14 protein-coding genes, 3 tRNA genes, 1 pseudogene and 1 riboswitch are annotated in these 16,957 nt (G+C 32.3%); of the genes and pseudogenes, 16 read left to right on the top strand and 2 right to left on the bottom strand.

Annotated features, from left to right (window positions below; translation table 11 throughout):
* Positions 1-124 precede the first annotated feature (124 nt).
* Complete coding sequence (locus tag AC0LWJ_RS05475; RefSeq protein WP_503031410.1) at positions 125-1,708, bottom strand: IS1182 family transposase; 1,584 nt, start codon at positions 1,706-1,708, stop codon at positions 125-127.
* Between the two features lie 160 nt (positions 1,709-1,868).
* Here AC0LWJ_RS05475 and AC0LWJ_RS05470 point away from each other — a divergent pair.
* The 8 genes and pseudogenes from AC0LWJ_RS05470 to AC0LWJ_RS05435 all read left to right on the top strand — a co-directional run.
* Positions 1,869-1,979, top strand: a pseudogene (locus tag AC0LWJ_RS05470) (sporulation membrane protein YtaF); the annotation flags it as partial.
* A gap of 65 nt (positions 1,980-2,044) precedes the next feature.
* Positions 2,045-2,710 (top strand): peroxiredoxin, encoded by a 666-nt coding sequence (locus AC0LWJ_RS05465; RefSeq protein WP_474237551.1) that lies wholly within the window; start codon positions 2,045-2,047, stop codon positions 2,708-2,710.
* 537 nt (positions 2,711-3,247) lie between these two features.
* Positions 3,248-4,366, top strand: a complete 1,119-nt coding sequence (locus tag AC0LWJ_RS05460; protein WP_474237550.1) for an ABC transporter substrate-binding protein — start codon at positions 3,248-3,250, stop codon at positions 4,364-4,366.
* A gap of 8 nt (positions 4,367-4,374) precedes the next feature.
* Entirely contained in the window at positions 4,375-5,193 is an 819-nt protein-coding gene (locus tag AC0LWJ_RS05455) for an alkaline phosphatase family protein (RefSeq protein WP_474237549.1), read from the top strand.
* Between the two features lie 2 nt (positions 5,194-5,195).
* Entirely contained in the window at positions 5,196-6,041 is an 846-nt protein-coding gene (locus AC0LWJ_RS05450; protein ID WP_474237548.1) for an ABC transporter permease, read from the top strand.
* Positions 6,038-6,832 (top strand): ABC transporter permease, encoded by a 795-nt coding sequence (locus tag AC0LWJ_RS05445; protein WP_474237547.1) that lies wholly within the window; start codon positions 6,038-6,040, stop codon positions 6,830-6,832. Before AC0LWJ_RS05450 ends, AC0LWJ_RS05445 begins: the two co-directional genes overlap by 4 nt.
* Positions 6,833-6,843: 11 nt before the next feature.
* Entirely contained in the window at positions 6,844-7,875 is a 1,032-nt protein-coding gene (locus AC0LWJ_RS05440) for an ABC transporter ATP-binding protein (protein WP_474237546.1), read from the top strand.
* Between the two features lie 25 nt (positions 7,876-7,900).
* Positions 7,901-8,689: a DeoR/GlpR family DNA-binding transcription regulator gene (locus tag AC0LWJ_RS05435; RefSeq protein WP_474237545.1), complete on the top strand. Its 789-nt coding sequence runs from the start codon at positions 7,901-7,903 to the stop codon at positions 8,687-8,689.
* Between the two features lie 421 nt (positions 8,690-9,110).
* Here the strand turns inward: AC0LWJ_RS05435 and AC0LWJ_RS05430 are convergent, their stop codons facing one another.
* Complete coding sequence (locus AC0LWJ_RS05430; protein WP_474237544.1) at positions 9,111-10,349, bottom strand: M48 family metallopeptidase; 1,239 nt, start codon at positions 10,347-10,349, stop codon at positions 9,111-9,113.
* Positions 10,350-10,636: 287 nt separating this feature from the next.
* Between AC0LWJ_RS05430 and AC0LWJ_RS05425 the strand changes: the two genes are divergently transcribed.
* From AC0LWJ_RS05425 to recD2, 8 genes are all read left to right on the top strand, one after another.
* Positions 10,637-10,712, top strand: a tRNA-Pro gene (locus AC0LWJ_RS05425).
* A gap of 6 nt (positions 10,713-10,718) precedes the next feature.
* Positions 10,719-10,794: transfer RNA gene (locus AC0LWJ_RS05420), tRNA-Val, on the top strand.
* 26 nt (positions 10,795-10,820) lie between these two features.
* Positions 10,821-10,905 (top strand) — tRNA-Tyr (locus AC0LWJ_RS05415).
* Between the two features lie 237 nt (positions 10,906-11,142).
* Positions 11,143-11,646 carry a rubrerythrin family protein gene (locus AC0LWJ_RS05410; protein ID WP_474237543.1) on the top strand — a complete coding sequence of 168 codons (504 nt, stop codon included), beginning with the start codon at positions 11,143-11,145 and terminating at the stop codon, positions 11,644-11,646.
* A gap of 41 nt (positions 11,647-11,687) precedes the next feature.
* Positions 11,688-12,350: a peroxiredoxin gene (locus AC0LWJ_RS05405; protein ID WP_474237542.1), complete on the top strand. Its 663-nt coding sequence runs from the start codon at positions 11,688-11,690 to the stop codon at positions 12,348-12,350.
* A 107-nt stretch (positions 12,351-12,457) separates the two neighbouring features.
* Positions 12,458-12,561, top strand: a riboswitch (SAM riboswitch).
* A gap of 60 nt (positions 12,562-12,621) precedes the next feature.
* The gene (gene metK, locus AC0LWJ_RS05400) at positions 12,622-13,812 is read left to right on the top strand and encodes a methionine adenosyltransferase (RefSeq protein ID WP_474237541.1); all 1,191 of its coding nucleotides are present in this window, start codon (positions 12,622-12,624) and stop codon (positions 13,810-13,812) included.
* A gap of 249 nt (positions 13,813-14,061) precedes the next feature.
* Positions 14,062-14,631 (top strand): hypothetical protein, encoded by a 570-nt coding sequence (locus AC0LWJ_RS05395; protein WP_474237540.1) that lies wholly within the window; start codon positions 14,062-14,064, stop codon positions 14,629-14,631.
* A 94-nt stretch (positions 14,632-14,725) separates the two neighbouring features.
* Positions 14,726-16,939 carry an SF1B family DNA helicase RecD2 gene (gene recD2 / locus AC0LWJ_RS05390; protein ID WP_474237539.1) on the top strand — a complete coding sequence of 738 codons (2,214 nt, stop codon included), beginning with the start codon at positions 14,726-14,728 and terminating at the stop codon, positions 16,937-16,939.
* The last annotated feature ends 18 nt before the right edge of the window (positions 16,940-16,957 follow it).

The raw sequence follows: 16,957 nt of genomic DNA, 5'->3' as shown, positions 1-16,957 counted from the left end.
ATCGCATAAATTATCAGAATAATCTCTATTCAAAGAAATATATATGATTTTGTTATTGATTTTAATATGTATATTATGGCTTTATTGACCTGTTATTGCTATTTTTAATATCCTTAACCATTCTTTAAGCCGTTTTTGGGCAGACTTCCACCTTCTTAATTTGTCTATTACAAATTTTAGAAATATGTTTCGTTATTATTTTGATATTATTGTTTATTGCTACCATTATCATTTGCCATCTTATTTTTAATTTTCCTCTATACCTTCCTTTACGTCCGCCATGCCTGGTAAGTTCTGATATGTTTCTTTCTACATTCGGTCTTTTTGCATAGTCTTCTTTAAATTCATCTGTTTTTTGATATTCCCTTTGTTCTTGTATTTCTTTTTCATACGGATGTATATTTATTGTTCTCCCTTTTTTTGATTTTGTACATTGGTCTTTTAGCGGACAATCATTACACTCTTCTGCTCTAAATTTCACTGTAACTTGCTCATGTTTTTGTGTTTTTTCAGTATCAAATTGTTTTATATGTCCATTGGGACATTCTACTGTTCCTTTTTCTAAATCAATTTTGAATTCTTCTTTTGAAAATCCTCCACTTGGATTTGTTGCTTCCGGCACTCTAATGCAAAAATCTGTTCCTTCTTCTTTCCTTTTTTCTATTTCTTCAAAGTCACTATATGCACAATCTCCATACAGTTTATCTATATCAACGCCGTTTCTTCGGCTTTGTTCTATAAGATCACTCATATGTTCTCCATCTGCTATATTTGCTCCATCAACTTCTATTCCTACTACTACTGAGCCTTTTTCTCCTCCTGTTATAATTTCAGCTTTGTATCCATCTGATAATTTCGATGAGGTCTTTCTTCCATGGCGCATTTCATCATCTACTACTGATATTATTCTGTCTTTTGCTGTTCCTTTTATCATTTTTACATGCCCGTCGTTTGTTATTTCAACATCTTGTAATGCTACTCTTTCTAATAATTCAATTGCTTTTTTTAAATCATCTTTTATATCTTTTTTTGTTTTTATATTTTCTACGAGTGATAGTGCATCTTTAACAAGTTCTTCGAGTAATTTTGCTTTTTCTTTTTCGTTTTCCCATGCTATTTTGGGTTTTTTGATATTTTCTTTATAATCTGTTCTTTTCAGTATTTTTTTCGATTCATCTTCCATTTCGTAAAACTTCATGAAACGGAGAACCATCTTTATCCCTTGGTATATCATAGTGTAAGTATCTTGTCTGGCACAGGAACCCCAAATCATGAATGAATCTATTATGTGTAAGTTGTCTTTATCAAACAGTCCTACTTCTTTTGCCTGACTAATTGTTTTAATGAATATTTCTTTTCCTATTTCGCTGTTAAACAGTCTTTTTCTATGATCACATAATGTTACTGCATCTATTCCATCAAAATCCCGTGGTGCGGTTAATGCATATTTAATTCTGTCATCGAATCGTGATTCTTCTTCCATTTCACGATCAGAATATCCTTTTTCAAATTGTATCAGCATCGCTGTAAATGTATATACCGGAGATATGGATTCTCTGCCATAGTATGAGAAAAGTGGCTGAAACATTTCTTCATTAAGATTATTAAATACCCATGTTCTTAATCTATGATAATAACTATCTTCAGAAATTTTTCCAAGTAACCAATAATCTGAAAATGACATTTGTCTGTCTGCTTTTCCTAACATTTTTATCACCACATTTTTCTTATTATATTATTTATATTATATCATAAAAATAGCTCTTAAGTGCTTATTTCATATGTGTTCAGGAGTATTTTTTATTGTAAATTATATGGTTTTCAATAACATATTTGTTAATTTGTGATTGATGATTTCGAGTGGACTCCTAGGTTCAAAAGTTGCCAACATAAAGATTGGGTCTTTTACAATAGGACAATTTGGCACTGTGATAAGCGGAATAATTCTACTTGTCATAGCCTATAAAGCGCTGTTTTAGCAATAACATATCTTTTGATTTGCGAATATAATGTAGTAGTCAAGTAAAAGCTAAGAGGTGATCGTATGGATACAGAAGCATTGGAAAATATACCAAGAGTATGTCTACCTCAAATTGGCGCTCCGGCTCCCGATTTTAAAGCTAACAGCACATTTGGACCTATTAAGCTTTCCGATTACCGTGGAAAATGGGTGGTTTTATTTTCTCATCCGGGGGATTTTACACCCGTGTGTACCACTGAATTTATAGCTTTCACCCAAGTATACACCAGTTTTGTAGAAAGAAACGTACAGTTAATAGGGTTGAGCGTGGACAGCAATCCTTCTCATCTTGCTTGGGTTGAAAATATATATAAAACCACAGGTGTAGAAATTCCCTTTCCTATAATTGAAGACAAAGACATGAGAATCGCAAAACTATACGGAATGATATCTCCTGCAGAAACTTCTACAAGCGCCGTTAGAGCCGTATTCATAATAGATGATAAGCAAATACTACGCCTCATCCTCTACTATCCGCTAGAAATAGGAAGAAATATACAGGAAATAATAAGAATAATAGATGCTCTCCAAACTGTTGATAAATACAAGGTCTTAGCTCCTGCTAACTGGTATCCGGGAATGCCTGTGATTGTACCTCCCCCAAAAACTTACCCAGAACTTAAACAGAGGCTCAAAAATGTAGAAGGCTATAACTGCACAGACTGGTACTTGTGCTATAAAAAAGTTTAAGCCGGAAATCCGGCTTAAACTTTTTTACTTGTTCTGGAAGTCATACACCATTTTTGAAATTTGCCTTATGATAGTATAAGCATAGGAATTATCAGAGCCATCTACATTATTTGCAAGAATAGTCAGTATATAAGGCTTTATTGGATGATTGCGTGGGAGGAAAAACAAAGGGGACGGTTCCTTTCGTTTGAAAAAACGGATAAAAGGAACCGTCCCCTTTGTTTCCTTTGTTTCTTTTGTTTTTGATTTCTTCGAATATACAAAATATGTCTATAAGTAATAATAATTCAAATAGAGCTATGAATTGTTTTTATTGATATTTTTGGTGTAATACTAATGGGTGGAATTTTAAATCAACTATTAGTAATTATATACTATAAACATATAAATTAGTTAAGCTATCTGTTTTTTTTAAATTAATAACAATATAAAACAATACAAAACAATAAATATTAACATATAAATAACAAATAATTAATATAATCTTAACATTGATATAGTAAAATTAAAAAGAATTAAATCAAGGAGGTTATATTAATGGTAAACAGAAAGAATGCAAAAAAAATTATTGCATTATCGACATCTATTTTATTATTAACTTTGGCATTAGTTGGATGTGGTGCAACTGCAGTGAAACCGACAAATGATAACTCAAACATATCAACAAATTTAAAGCTTGATGACATAATTTCAAAAGCAAAACAAGAGGGAAAAGTCGTGAGTGTAGGGATGCCTGACACATGGGCTAATTGGAAAGACACTTGGAATGACATATCAAAAAAATATGGTATAAGCCATACTGATACAGACATGTCAAGTGCAGAAGAAATTGCAAAATTTGAGGCAGAAAAAAATAAACCAACGGCAGATATTGGTGATGTTGGAATAACATTTGCACCAATTGCTGTTGAAAAAGGTGTTACCTTACCATACAAAACTACTTACTGGGATCAGATACCGGATTGGGCCAAAGATAAAGATGGTAACTGGATAGTAGGTTATACAGGAACTATCGCATTTGTCACAAATAAAAAATTGGTTAAGAATCCTCCGAAAAGCTGGTCGGATGTATTATCTGGTGATTATAAAGTAAATATAGGAAGTGTTGGCAAGGCAGCACAAGCTGACAATGGTGTTTTAGCAGCAGCAATTGCTTTAGGCGGAAATGAATCAAATATTGGTCCTGCACTTGATTTCTTTTCAAAATTGGCCAAGCAGGGACGCTTATCAATGACAGATCCATCAGTAGCGAATCTTGAAAAGGGAGAAATTGGAGTAGGTATAGTTTGGGATTTTAATGGACTTAATTATAGAGATCAAATAATCGATAAAAATAACTTCGATGTAACAATACCGTCAGATGGTTCGGTTATAAGCGGATATGCAGAAATTATCAACAAATATGCTCCACATCCATATGCGGCTATGCTTACAAGAGAGTTTATATTAAGCGATGAAGGGCAAATCAACTTAGCAAAAGGTTATGCCCGTCCAATAAGGTCTAATGTAAATATACCAGAGGATATTAAAGCAAAACTTTTGCCTGATTCTGAGTATACTAACGCAAAACCTATAAAAGATTATAAAGCATGGACAAATACAGAAAAGCAGTTACCACAACTCTGGCAGGAAAAAGTACAAATCTTTATGAAATAGGTGTTTAAATGAACAACAAAGTTATTCTTGTAATGGTAGATGGACTTAGTTATTCTGTTTCTATATCGAGAATGGGATATATGATGCATTTAGTGGAAAATAAATTGGCATGGCTTTATTTAGTAAAAACCGAATTGCCAACACTTTCGAGACCACTTTATGAAGTTATTATGACGGGTACCCCATCATACATTAACGGCATAGTGAACAATATGATTGTAAGATGTTCACATGAGAAAAGTATTTTTGAAATCGCTCGAGAAAATGGGTTAAAGACAGCAGCAGCGGCTTACTATTGGTTTAGTGAACTATATAATAAAGCACCATTTGATTGTGTAAATGACAGAGAAATATATAATAAAGACATGAATATACAGTATGGGAAATACTATTTTGATGATTCTTATCCTGATAGCCATTTGTTTATCGATGGAGAAATATTAAGAAGGAAGTTTAATCCTGACTTCCTTCTCATACATCCTATGGGTATAGACAATATGGGACATAAATTTGGGGGCAATTCAAAAGAATATAAGTTAAAAGCAAATGAGATTGATAACATCCTTTCCATGTTTATAGATACGTGGCTCAAAGATGGTTATAAAATAATTGTAACAGCAGATCACGGCATGACAGAAAATGGCAATCACGGTGGAACTGATGATGATGAAAGGGCTGTCCCACTATGGATTATTGGTGAAAATGTTGATACGATACAAAATATAGAAATACCACAACTAGGTATAGCACCAACTATATGCAAAATGCTTGGTCTTAAAAAATCGGAGAAAATGATAAACTTTATTTTTCCAGGATTGAGGTTATAGGAATGCGTAAGAGAAAGGATAATCTTTTATTGTTAATATGGTTAATACCATTTATTCTATTGATATTGGCATTTGAAATACTTCCTGTTATAACTATTATTAATAGCAGTTTTTTGCAATCAGACGGTATATGCTATACTTTAAAACAATATGAATTGATTTTTAATAATAAATTTTATCTTCAAAGTATAGAAAATAGCGTGGTAATATCTCTTATATCCAGTATTATTGGACTATTAGTTGCTTTAATAGGTTCTTATTCAATAACAAAATTACCTGCTAAAGTAAGAGATTATGTTTTGATGTTTTCTAATATGACATCAAATTTTGCAGGTGTTCCATTAGCTTTTGCATTTATGATTTTAATTGGTATAAACGGTGTTTTCACAGTTATTGCTAAAAATTTAGGGATTAAGTTATTTCAAGGATTTAATTTATATTCAGAGATGGGGCTCATTGTTGTTTATATATATTTCCAGATACCATTAGGAATATTGCTACTGTATCCCATTTTTGATAACATAAAAAAAGAGTGGATCGATGCCGCTGTTATGCTTGGCGCATCAAATGCAAATTTTTGGAGATATATTGGTCTTCCTGTTATATTACCAGGTTTATTGGGAACATTCGGCATACTTTTTGCAAATGCCTTAGGTGCATATGCAACCGCATATGCTTTGGTAGGTAATTTTAATTTAATGACAATCCGAATTGGTTCATTGATATCTGGAGATATAACATTAGATCCGAATTTAGCAAGTGCTATGGCAGTTATTTTAGGTTTGATTTTAATTTCTTTTACTTTACTGAATGAAATGATGCTAAAGAAAGGGAATAATGTCAGATGAAGAAAAATAACTATATTCATTATGTGATAATTGTATTTATATTAATATTTCTGTTTCTTCCGTTATTAGCAACATTTTTATATTCTATTGCAACACAATGGGATACGACAGTACTACCAAAAGGATTTACATTTGCATGGTATATAAAATTATTCAGTGATATGAGATTTTTAAAAGCACTTGAAAGGTCACTTATTGTATCTTCATTGACACTGATAATAAGCCTTTTAGTATTAATTCCAACCATTTTTATTATAACTGTTTACTTCCCGAAACTCGAAAAAGTGCTTAAGATATTTACGATAATTCCATTTGCAATACCTGGTGTTATATCAGCTGTTGGACTAATTAAATTGTATTCAAATGGACCCTTACCAATTGCTGGTACAATGTGGATTCTTTTAGGTGCATATTTCATTGTTTCATTACCGTTCTTGTATCAAAGCATTTATAATGGCTTAAAAGGAATGAATGCTAACATTTTAATAGATGCAGCCAATCTTTTAGGTGCAAATGGAGTTAAATCATTTTTTTATGTTATTTTACCGAATATGAAAAAAGGAATAATTGTATCTGCGTTATTATCATTTTCAATTCTTTTTGGTGAATTTGTTCTTGCTAATATTTTGGCGGGTGGAAATTATGAAACAGTCCAGGTATATCTTTTTAGTAAACAAGGGGAAAGCGGTCATTTTACAAGTGCCATTGTTATTTCGTATTTTATTATTATTTTGATATTATCTGTTATAATTATCAAATATAGTAAATCAATCAATAACTCAAAGGAATAGGTGGTGTAAGAATGAATTTTTTAAATATAAAGGGTCTTAAAAAAAGCTATAATGGATGCAGTGTTTTAAATAATATCAATATCGAAATTAATAAAGGAGAGTTTGTAACATTACTTGGACCATCTGGGTGCGGAAAAAGTACCTTGCTAAAATGCATTGCCGGATTAACCGATATCGATGAGGGTGAAATTTATATTGATGGGAAGTTAATTAATAAATTAAAACCAAATAAGAGAGATATAAGTATGGTATTTCAATCATATGCATTATTTCCAAATATGACTGCAAAAGAAAATATTGAATTTGGTTTAAAAATGAAAAAGGTGCCTAAAAGTGAAATGAAGAAAAGAGTGGAGGTAGCAATAAATCTGGTAGATTTAAATGGATATGAAGACCACTACCCCGATCAACTTTCAGGTGGACAACAGCAGAGAGTTGCCTTAGCAAGAGCGCTTGTTATAGAACCCAAATTACTGTTATTGGATGAACCACTAAGTGCACTTGATGCGAAAACAAGGAAGAATTTAAGACTGCAGATAAGAAAAATACAAAAACAATTGAAAATTACGACAATTTTTGTTACTCATGACCAAGAAGAGGCACCGATGATATCGGACAGAATTTTGTTAATTCATGGTGGCTCTATCGTTCAGGAAGGTACACCAGAAAATATCTATTTAAATCCGAAAAATGAGTTTACAGCAGGTTTCATAGGAAATTATAATATAATTGATAAAGAGAAATTGTTGGAATTATTAAAAAATGATAATCATGCAGAAATCGAGGGTAAAATATTTGCTTTAAGAGCAGAAGCAATTCATATAGTTGAATTGGAACAGACTAAAAATGCGGATGGCGGTATTGTTACGTCAGGTATAATTTTAGATAGGATTATATTAGGCAATTTGATAAGATATATTATAAAATTAGATAAATTTACGATCAATGTAGATATATTAAATAGGAAAAATGTAGATATATTTAATATAGATCAGACAGTTAAATTATTTATACCAAAGGAAGAACTAAAGAAATTAGCATAACAATATAGAGAGGAGGATGAACGCTTTGTGTTTGTTGGCAGATGAACGAAAGAAGATCATTATGGATATTTTAGATGTTGAGGGTAAAGTGACAGTAAGGTCACTTGCCGAGAGATTTGGTGTAACAACAGAAACAATAAGACGTGACCTTGAAGACTTAGAAAAACTTGCCAAACTGAAAAAAGTTTTTGGTGGTGCAATAAAAATATCATTTGATGGGGTAGAACCACCATACAATAATAGAATGAATTTGTATAAAAGTGAAAAAAAGGCGATAGGAATGGTTGCAGCAAGTTTTGTTAATGATAATGACGTTATTGCGATAGATGTTGGAACTACTACCTTACAAGTTATTCCTAATTTAATAGGCAAGCATAATTTAACAATATTAGTTAATTCTGTTCCTGCACTTACACTATTGATTGATTTTATTAATAAAAATCTCATAGAAGGTAAAGTAATCTTTTTAGGTGGGGAAATAAATACACATCAGATGTCTTCATATGGCCCAATATCTAATAAATTATTAAAGTATTTCTATATTGATAAAGCTTTTATAGCAACTGATGGTTTATCAATAAAATATGGAATAACGAGTTTTGATATTAATGAGGGTACTTTTTCAAGGATGATAATTGATAATTCAAAGGAAGCTATCGTTGTTGCTGATCATTCGAAAATTGGTGTTAGAAATTTTTATAAAATTGCTGATATTGATTTAATAAATATTATAATTAGTGATAAAGAACCGCCGATTGAATGGGTAGATGAATTGAAGAATAAAGATATTAATTGGGTAACTGCAAAAAATTAAATATAAAAAGATAAATATTAATATATTATCTACATTTAATAGGTTATATGTTATTGTTTTTTTAAATATATAAAAGAGTAATATGCAATAATAGTACTATGAAAATGAAATGACATGGATGATATATAATATTTTTGTAAGAAAACTAATTGTCAAAAAAATAATTATAGGAGGTTTATTTTAGCATGAATAGTATAGCTCAAAAAAACCTTGAAAATCAAATAAAAAATTCAGGAATTTCATTTGTTAAAGAAAAAAAAGGGTTTATCATGAAAGAGGAGAAAAAAATTTTCTTTCAGTAGAAAATTATTTCAATATAAAAAGTGATATAAAAACTGGGATATAGTATTAAAACAAATTTTTCATTCATACTTATTCAATATGAATTTCACTTGTTTTGACAGAGATTCGTTAAAACTGTTCAAGGTGTATTTGATATACAAGCTTCTACAGCTTTAATTCTATGCATTGCACTTGGATGTGAATATGAAAACCATTCTATAAATGCCGGTGGTTCAGGGTCTGAAAGGCTTTTTTTAGCAAGGTCAACCTGAAGTTCAATAACAATTTCTTTATTATGTAAATATTGCACTGACAATAGGTCTGCTTGCCTTTCCATTTGCCGTGAAATGTAATTTTGTATAGGGTTTGTGTCAAAGTTGATTAATATTATAAAAAGATATAATACTGCCAATGCTGATGGAGTAATGGCTTTATTATATGGATTTATAATTGTTTTATTTAATATAAGGCTGAATAAAAAAAACATAGCAAATAATCCAATAGAGCCTATAACCAAGCCTTTTAGCACATGATTTTCCTTCCAGTGGGCGGCTTCATGGGCAATTACAGCTTTAATTTCATTTTTTGGATAATTTCCTAAAAGGGTGTCATACAAAACAATTTTACTTGTTTTACCAAAGCCATAAAAATATGCATTTGCAAGTTTTGTTCTTCTGCTTGCATCCATTTCTTCTACCTTGTTTATATTTATACCTGCGTTTTTGGATATATCTTGAACCATATTTAAAACAACAGGGTCTTTAATAGGAATAAACCTGTTAAACATGGGCGCGATGAAGGATGGCCAAATAAAGTTTTGTAAAAAAAGCATAAATGTTAAAAATATGGACGCCATAAACCACCAGTTTTTATGCCATTTATTTACGGCATAAGCGAAAAGAAATATACATATACCTGATATTATAAAATCTAATAAAGAATTTTTAAGATAATCTATCCACCATGAGGATATGCTCTGTGTTGAGAAACCCCACTCAACCTGGAAATTGTAATAATACAAACTAAAAGGTAAGGATATTATTTTTAAAATAAGCCACAAACAGATAAAAAACAGTAATATATGTAAATAATACATTCTAAAGGATAATTTTGCTGTAAGGTTTGATAATTTTTTTGAAGCGTCTCCAAAAGTAAATATTAATAGAAAAATTAATTTTGAAAGAAAAGATGAAATAAACAGCAAGCTGATTGTTTTGTTATATTCTTTTGATTTTTCAATATCAATATTAGAAAAATACTTATATACTTCTTTAGAAATATTTCCTGGAAATATTACAGATAAAATATATAAAATAGAAAATAGAAAAGCGATACTTACTAAAATTAGCCAATATTTATTGAATCTTATTGAAATCATAAGGCATCTTATCCTTTCATATTTGCTTAAATTAATTTTTTTGTTGAAAAGGTATAAGCTCTTTTCTATATTATACTATATAGTTTATGAAAAAAGTCGGCTAAATAGAAATCCATATAAAGAATTTATGTTGATTTCTAAAGAAAGAAGTAATATTAAGTATAATCAAGCATAATTTAAATAATTGCTTAAAAACAGAGATAATCTTATTATACGGCTAAAAATAGCACAAAATTAATATTGTAAATCATCTTCTTTTCTATTATAATTTAAAGTACCGTATTCGACGGGGTGTAGCGCAGATGGTAGCGCACGTGCTTTGGGAGCATGGGGCCGGGGGTTCAAATCCCTCCACCCCGACCATGATGTGGTCGTATAGCTCAGCTGGGAGAGCACCTGCCTTACAAGCAGGGGGTCATAGGTTCGAGCCCTATTGCGACCACCATTTTTATAAATAAATATAAATCATATGGAGGGATACCCAAGGGGCTAAAGGGGGCAGACTGTAAATCTGTTGGCGCAGCCTTCGATGGTTCGAATCCATCTCCCTCCACCATATGTAAGACCATGTAGGTCTTTTTTTGTTATATTATTGTAAAAATTCAATAAAACTATTGACAAAGAAAATTCATGAGGTATAATTATTATTAAGTAAAGATAATTATTATATAATAAAACATAAAACAAATTTATTTTTATTTGATTTCTTTGATTATGTTTAAAAATAACAAAGTAATTACATGTGTTTACTCTAATATTTGACACATGAAATAAAAAAGGAGGAAGATTTAAAATGAAGGAAATGACAAAAAAGAATTTAAGTGATGCATATGCAGGTGAAAGCCAAGCACATATGAAGTATCAAATATTTGCAGATGTTGCAGAAAAAGAAAATAAACCCAATATAGCAAAACTTTTCAGGGCTATTTCATATGCCGAAAGAGTACATGCAACAAATCATTTAAAAGAACTTGGAGAGGTTGGCAATACTGCAGAAAATCTTGAGAAAGCAGTCGCAGGTGAAACATTTGAAGTTGAAGAAATGTATCCTGCATATAATGCAGTTGCAGAACTTCAAAGAGAAAAGGGTGCCAAAAGAAGTATTTATTATGCAATCGAAGCAGAAAAGCTACATATTAAAATGTACGATGATGCTAGAAATGCTGTTTTGAAGGATGAAGACATAAAGCTTTCTAAGGTTTATATTTGTCCTGTATGTGGGTATACTACTATTGATGTACTTCCTGATAAATGTCCGATATGCGGCGTTCCAGGAAATAAGTTTGTTGCATTCTAAATTATTTTACATAAATAAAACAATAAAAGGAGGAAATGTAAATGGAAGAGGCAAAAATGAGGCTATTAGGAGAAAAGTTCCCGTCAATTGAGGTTATGACAACACATGGCAAAAAGCGTATTCCGGAAGATTATGCAGGCAAATGGTTTGTTTTATTCAGTCATCCGGGAGATTTTACACCGGTCTGCACAACAGAGTTTGTTGAATTTGCAAGAAAAGCCGAAGAATTTAAAGCTTTGAATACAGAATTAATAGGATTATCTGTAGACCAGGTATTTGCTCATATAAAATGGGTAGAATGGATAAAAGAAAAATTAAATGTTGTAATACCTTTCCCTGTTATAGCTGATGAATTGGGGAGAACATCAAATCAGCTCGGGATGATTCATCCCGGAAAAGGTACAAATACAGTAAGAGCAGTTTTTATAGTAGATAATAATGCAGTGATAAGGCTTATCATGTATTATCCGCAGGAAACCGGCAGAAATGTTGACGAAATATTAAGGGTTATAAAAGCACTTCAGGTTGCAGATGAAAATAATGTTGCAATGCCGGAAAAGTGGCCCAATAATTATTTGATAAAGGACAAGGTAATTATACCCCCTGCAAATACCGAGGAAAATGTAAAATTGATAAATGAAAAGATTAAGAATAAAGAAGTAGAAGCATTTGATTGGTGGTTTGCATACAAAAGCCTGAACTAAGCTAAATAGAACATGTGTGAATTTAATTTTACACATGTTCTATTTTTAAAAAAATTTGACATCTTAAATATACTATGCTATATTAATTATAAGAATTTAATAAAAAGCTCTTATCAAGAGAGGTGGAGGGAAGAGCCCTATGAAGCCCAGCAACCTGTCAATACTGACAAGGTGCTAATTCTCTCAGAAGCATGCTTCTGGAAGATGAGGGAAGTGATCCTCTTCTTTTGGAAGAGGTTTTATTTTGTTTTAAAGGAGGAAATATTAAGAAATGCACAAGTTTTTTACATCTGAATCAGTTACAGAAGGACATCCCGATAAGATATGTGATCAGATATCCGATGCAATAGTAGATGAAATTCTAAAAGAGGATCCATATGCAAGGATAGCTTGTGAAACAGCTATTACAACAGGAATGGTGCTGATTATTGGGGAAATATCAGCAAAATGCTATGTGGACATACCCAAAATAGCCAGAAAAGTAATAGGAGATATTGGATATACAAGGGCGAAATACGGCTTTGATGCCGAAACATGTGCTGTGCTGACATCTATTAAGGAACAATCGCCGGATATAGCCCTTGGTGTTGATAAGGCATTAGAAGCCAAAAAAGGTGAATATACAAATAGTAATATAGAAGAAATAGGGGCAGGAGACCAGGGAATGATGTTTGGTTATGCTTGCAATGAAACACCTGAACTTATGCCACTTCCAATATCCCTTGCACACAAGCTTGCAAGAAGACTTGCAGAGGTGAGGAAAAATGGTACGTTGAAATATTTGAGACCTGATGGTAAAACACAGGTTACCATAGAATATAAAGATGACATGCCAATCAGGGTTGATTCCGTTGTTGTATCAACACAACATTCACCGGATATTGACCATGATAAAATTGAAAGAGATATTATGGAACATGTAATAAAGCCCGTGATTCCAGAAAAAATAATGGATAATAAAACAAAAATATTTGTAAATCCGACAGGAAGGTTTGTTATTGGCGGTCCACAAGGTGATAGCGGACTTACGGGAAGAAAAATAATTGTAGACACATATGGCGGATATGCAAGACATGGTGGCGGGGCTTTTTCAGGAAAGGACCCGACAAAGGTTGACAGGTCTGCCACATACGCCGCAAGATATGTTGCAAAGAATATAGTTGCGGCAGGACTTGCGGATAAATGCGAAGTACAGTTGGCATATGCAATAGGTGTTGCAACACCCCTTGAGGTAAACATTGACACATTCGGAACAGGCAAGATAACTGACGAAGAAATTTCAGACATCGTTAAGAAGGTATTTGATTTGAGAGCTGCCGCAATAATAAGGGATTTGAATCTAAGAAGACCTATATACAGACAGGTTGCAGCATATGGACATTTTGGAAATGTAGTTGGCGATGTTCCATGGGAAAAAACAGATAAAGTGGAAATATTAAAGAAACTTGCAGGTCAATTTTAAAGCCCGGGTTAACCCCGGGCTTTACGGCATTTTATTTTATTTCTTTATGCCGTTTTAAGACCTGTTCTTATTTGAAATATATTTTTTGAACAGGTCAGAAAATATATTAACGCTTCGCTATAAATATTATAATACAAAAATATTTTAAATAAAAGTATTTTTGCAAAAAAATTTGCTTGACCTCCGTTAATATTTTCTATATTATATTATTATAAGAACATACGTTTGATAAATGGAGGAGAAACGAAGATGATAGATAAAAATATACCTATTGTATTTCTTGCTATCTTACCTGTATATATTGATGGATATGGAAGTGGCACCGAATTAATAGATATAAAAGGAGAAAGTGTGATAATAAAAAATGCGGTAAAATCTATATTGAAAAAGATATTAAGAGAATATGCGATAGATATAAATGCATTAAAAAATAAATATGCCAAAAGCCTCGGGATTAAAAACGCCATACCATTACCTCTTACACGGGACTTTACCCTTATACCGCTAAAAACAAGGAAACCGATGGTTTTAAAAGATTCGGCGTATGGATATATATATTATGAAAAAATCAAAGAGGTTTTTGATAATGGTATCGGCTGCACGTTAGACCTCGGGAATTATAAAATAAAAATACTTCAAAAGAAAGCATCTGTTGACAAACATATGAGGAATGCCTCAATGATGAAAACATTTTTCAGAAATTTCAAATATGTCCCAGCAATAGATAATAAAGTATATGAGATGCCTGCAACAAAAGGTGATATAGCATTGATATATGAAGAAATTATCAAGATAAAATTTAAAATTGAACAAATGTAAAAGTATTTCTTTAACTATACGTTGATTTAAGGTAAAATAATAGGTAATAAGATAGGGATTTGACCCCGTACAAATAACATAGGAGTAAAATATAATGATAGAAATAGAAGGTATCGTTGAGGAAATAATATTCAAAAATGAGCAAAATGGCTATACGGTTCTGGAATTAGCCATAAAGGATGGAGCCGTTACAGCGGTTGGATATATGCCATATGTAACCATTGGAGAAACCCTGAAAATAGAAGGAGAATGGACATCGCATCCGGATTATGGAAATCAGATTAAAGTTGAAAGGTATGAAACTATCACACCCGCAACCTTAAATGGTATGGAAAGATTCTTAGCATCAGGTCTTATAACCGGAATAGGACCCGTTATGGCAAAAAAGATTGTCAATAAATTTGGCTTAGATTCCTTAAACATTATTGAAACAAAGCCTGAAATGCTTAAAGAAATACCCGGCATCGGTGAAGAAAGGGTAAAAAAGATATTTGAGTCATATGAAAAGCAAAAGGGTTTAAGAGAAATAATGATTTTTTTCCAGGGTTACGGCATATCAACGACAAATGCCATAAAAATATACAAACAATATGGACAGGATGCCATTGCACTTATTAAGCAAAATCCATACAGGCTTGCAGATGAGATATATGGCATAGGTTTTAGGACGGCTGACAAGATAGCTTTTAGTATGGGTATAGACGCACATTCATCTTACAGGATTTCATCAGGCACAAAATATGTCCTTATGCAGTATGCGGCAAACGGAAATACATATGTTCCAAAAGACATCTTGATAGAAGAAACTGCAAAGCTTTTAAATGTTGAAGAAGAAGAGGTTGAGGATTCATTGGTGCTGCTTGTACAGGGTGATAAGGTGCGTTTTGAAACATTTGAAGACGGGATGATTGGTGTCTATTATGTTCCATATCATGTTGCAGAAGTCAATACAGCTCAAAAGATTATAAATATGGTTCTGACAGAGGTACAACCTGTTGACCTTAATATAAAGCAGGAGATAGAAAAAATAGAAAAGGAAATGCGTATTGTCCTTGCTGAAAACCAGAAAATCGCAGTAGAAGAAGCGGTTAAAAATTCAATACTTATAATTACAGGGGGTCCGGGGACAGGAAAAACCACCATAATAAATTTTATTATAAGGCTTTTCGAAAAATATGGTAAATCCGTCATACTTGCAGCACCTACCGGAAGGGCTGCTAAAAGAATGACAGAAGCAACCGGAAAAGAAGCGAAGACAATTCACAGGCTTTTGGAGTATTCCTATTCGGATGAAGAAGGAAGAGGTTTTGCCAAGGATGAAAAAAATCCGTTGACACAGGATGTCATAATTGTGGATGAAGCCTCTATGATGGATATTCTTCTTATGAATGCCCTTTTAAAAGCGATTCCCCTAAGTACAAGGCTTATACTTGTTGGCGACATAGACCAGCTTCCATCAGTCGGTGCCGGGAATGTTCTTCGCGATATTATCGACAGCGGCATGGTAAAGGTTATAAGGCTTAAGGAGATTTTTCGCCAAGGTAAAGAAAGCCTTATCATAATAAATGCACATATGATAAATAAGGGAGAATATCCTTCGTATAACGATAAAAACAGTGATTTTTTCTTTATTCCGCAGGATACACAGGAAGAAATACTAAAAACAATTCTTGACTTATCAAAAAGAAGACTTCCTGATGCGTATGGTTTTAACCCGATGTCTGATATACAGATTTTGAGTCCCATGAGGAAGGGGCTTATAGGGGTAATTAACCTTAATAACGAGCTTCAAAAATGCTTAAATCCAAAAAGAAAAGGTATTGAAGAAAAACAGATGAAGGATTTTATCTTTCGTGTGGGAGACAGGGTGATGCAGGTAAAAAATAATTATAAGATGAAATGGCTAAAAGGTGATGAAAAAGGGGAAGGCGTATTTAACGGAGATATGGGAGTAATAAAGAGAATTGACAAGGAGGAACAGAAAATTTCAGTGTATTTTGATGATGATAAGTTTGTTGAATATGATTTTTCCGACCTTGATGAGTTAAATTTGTCATATTGTGTAACAGTTCATAAAAGCCAGGGAAGCGAATTTCCTGCTGTGATCATGCCTATGAGTTTTGGACCTCCAATGCTTTTAACGAGGAATCTTCTGTATACTGCTGTTACAAGGGCAAAAAAACTTGTTGTTATAGTCGGGCAGGAAAAATATTTAAAATATATGATAGATAATAATCTTATATCAGAACGCTTTTCCGGTCTTTTACAAAAACTTAAAAAAGCACTTATGTTTATGGGGCAGCAGTAGTCCGCACATTTTTACAGC

The sequence above is a fragment of the Aceticella sp. 75b-Ac genome, from assembly GCF_056032965.2.
Note: the sequence above shows the minus strand (reverse complement) of the source record. Positions and strands in the feature narration are given on the sequence as shown.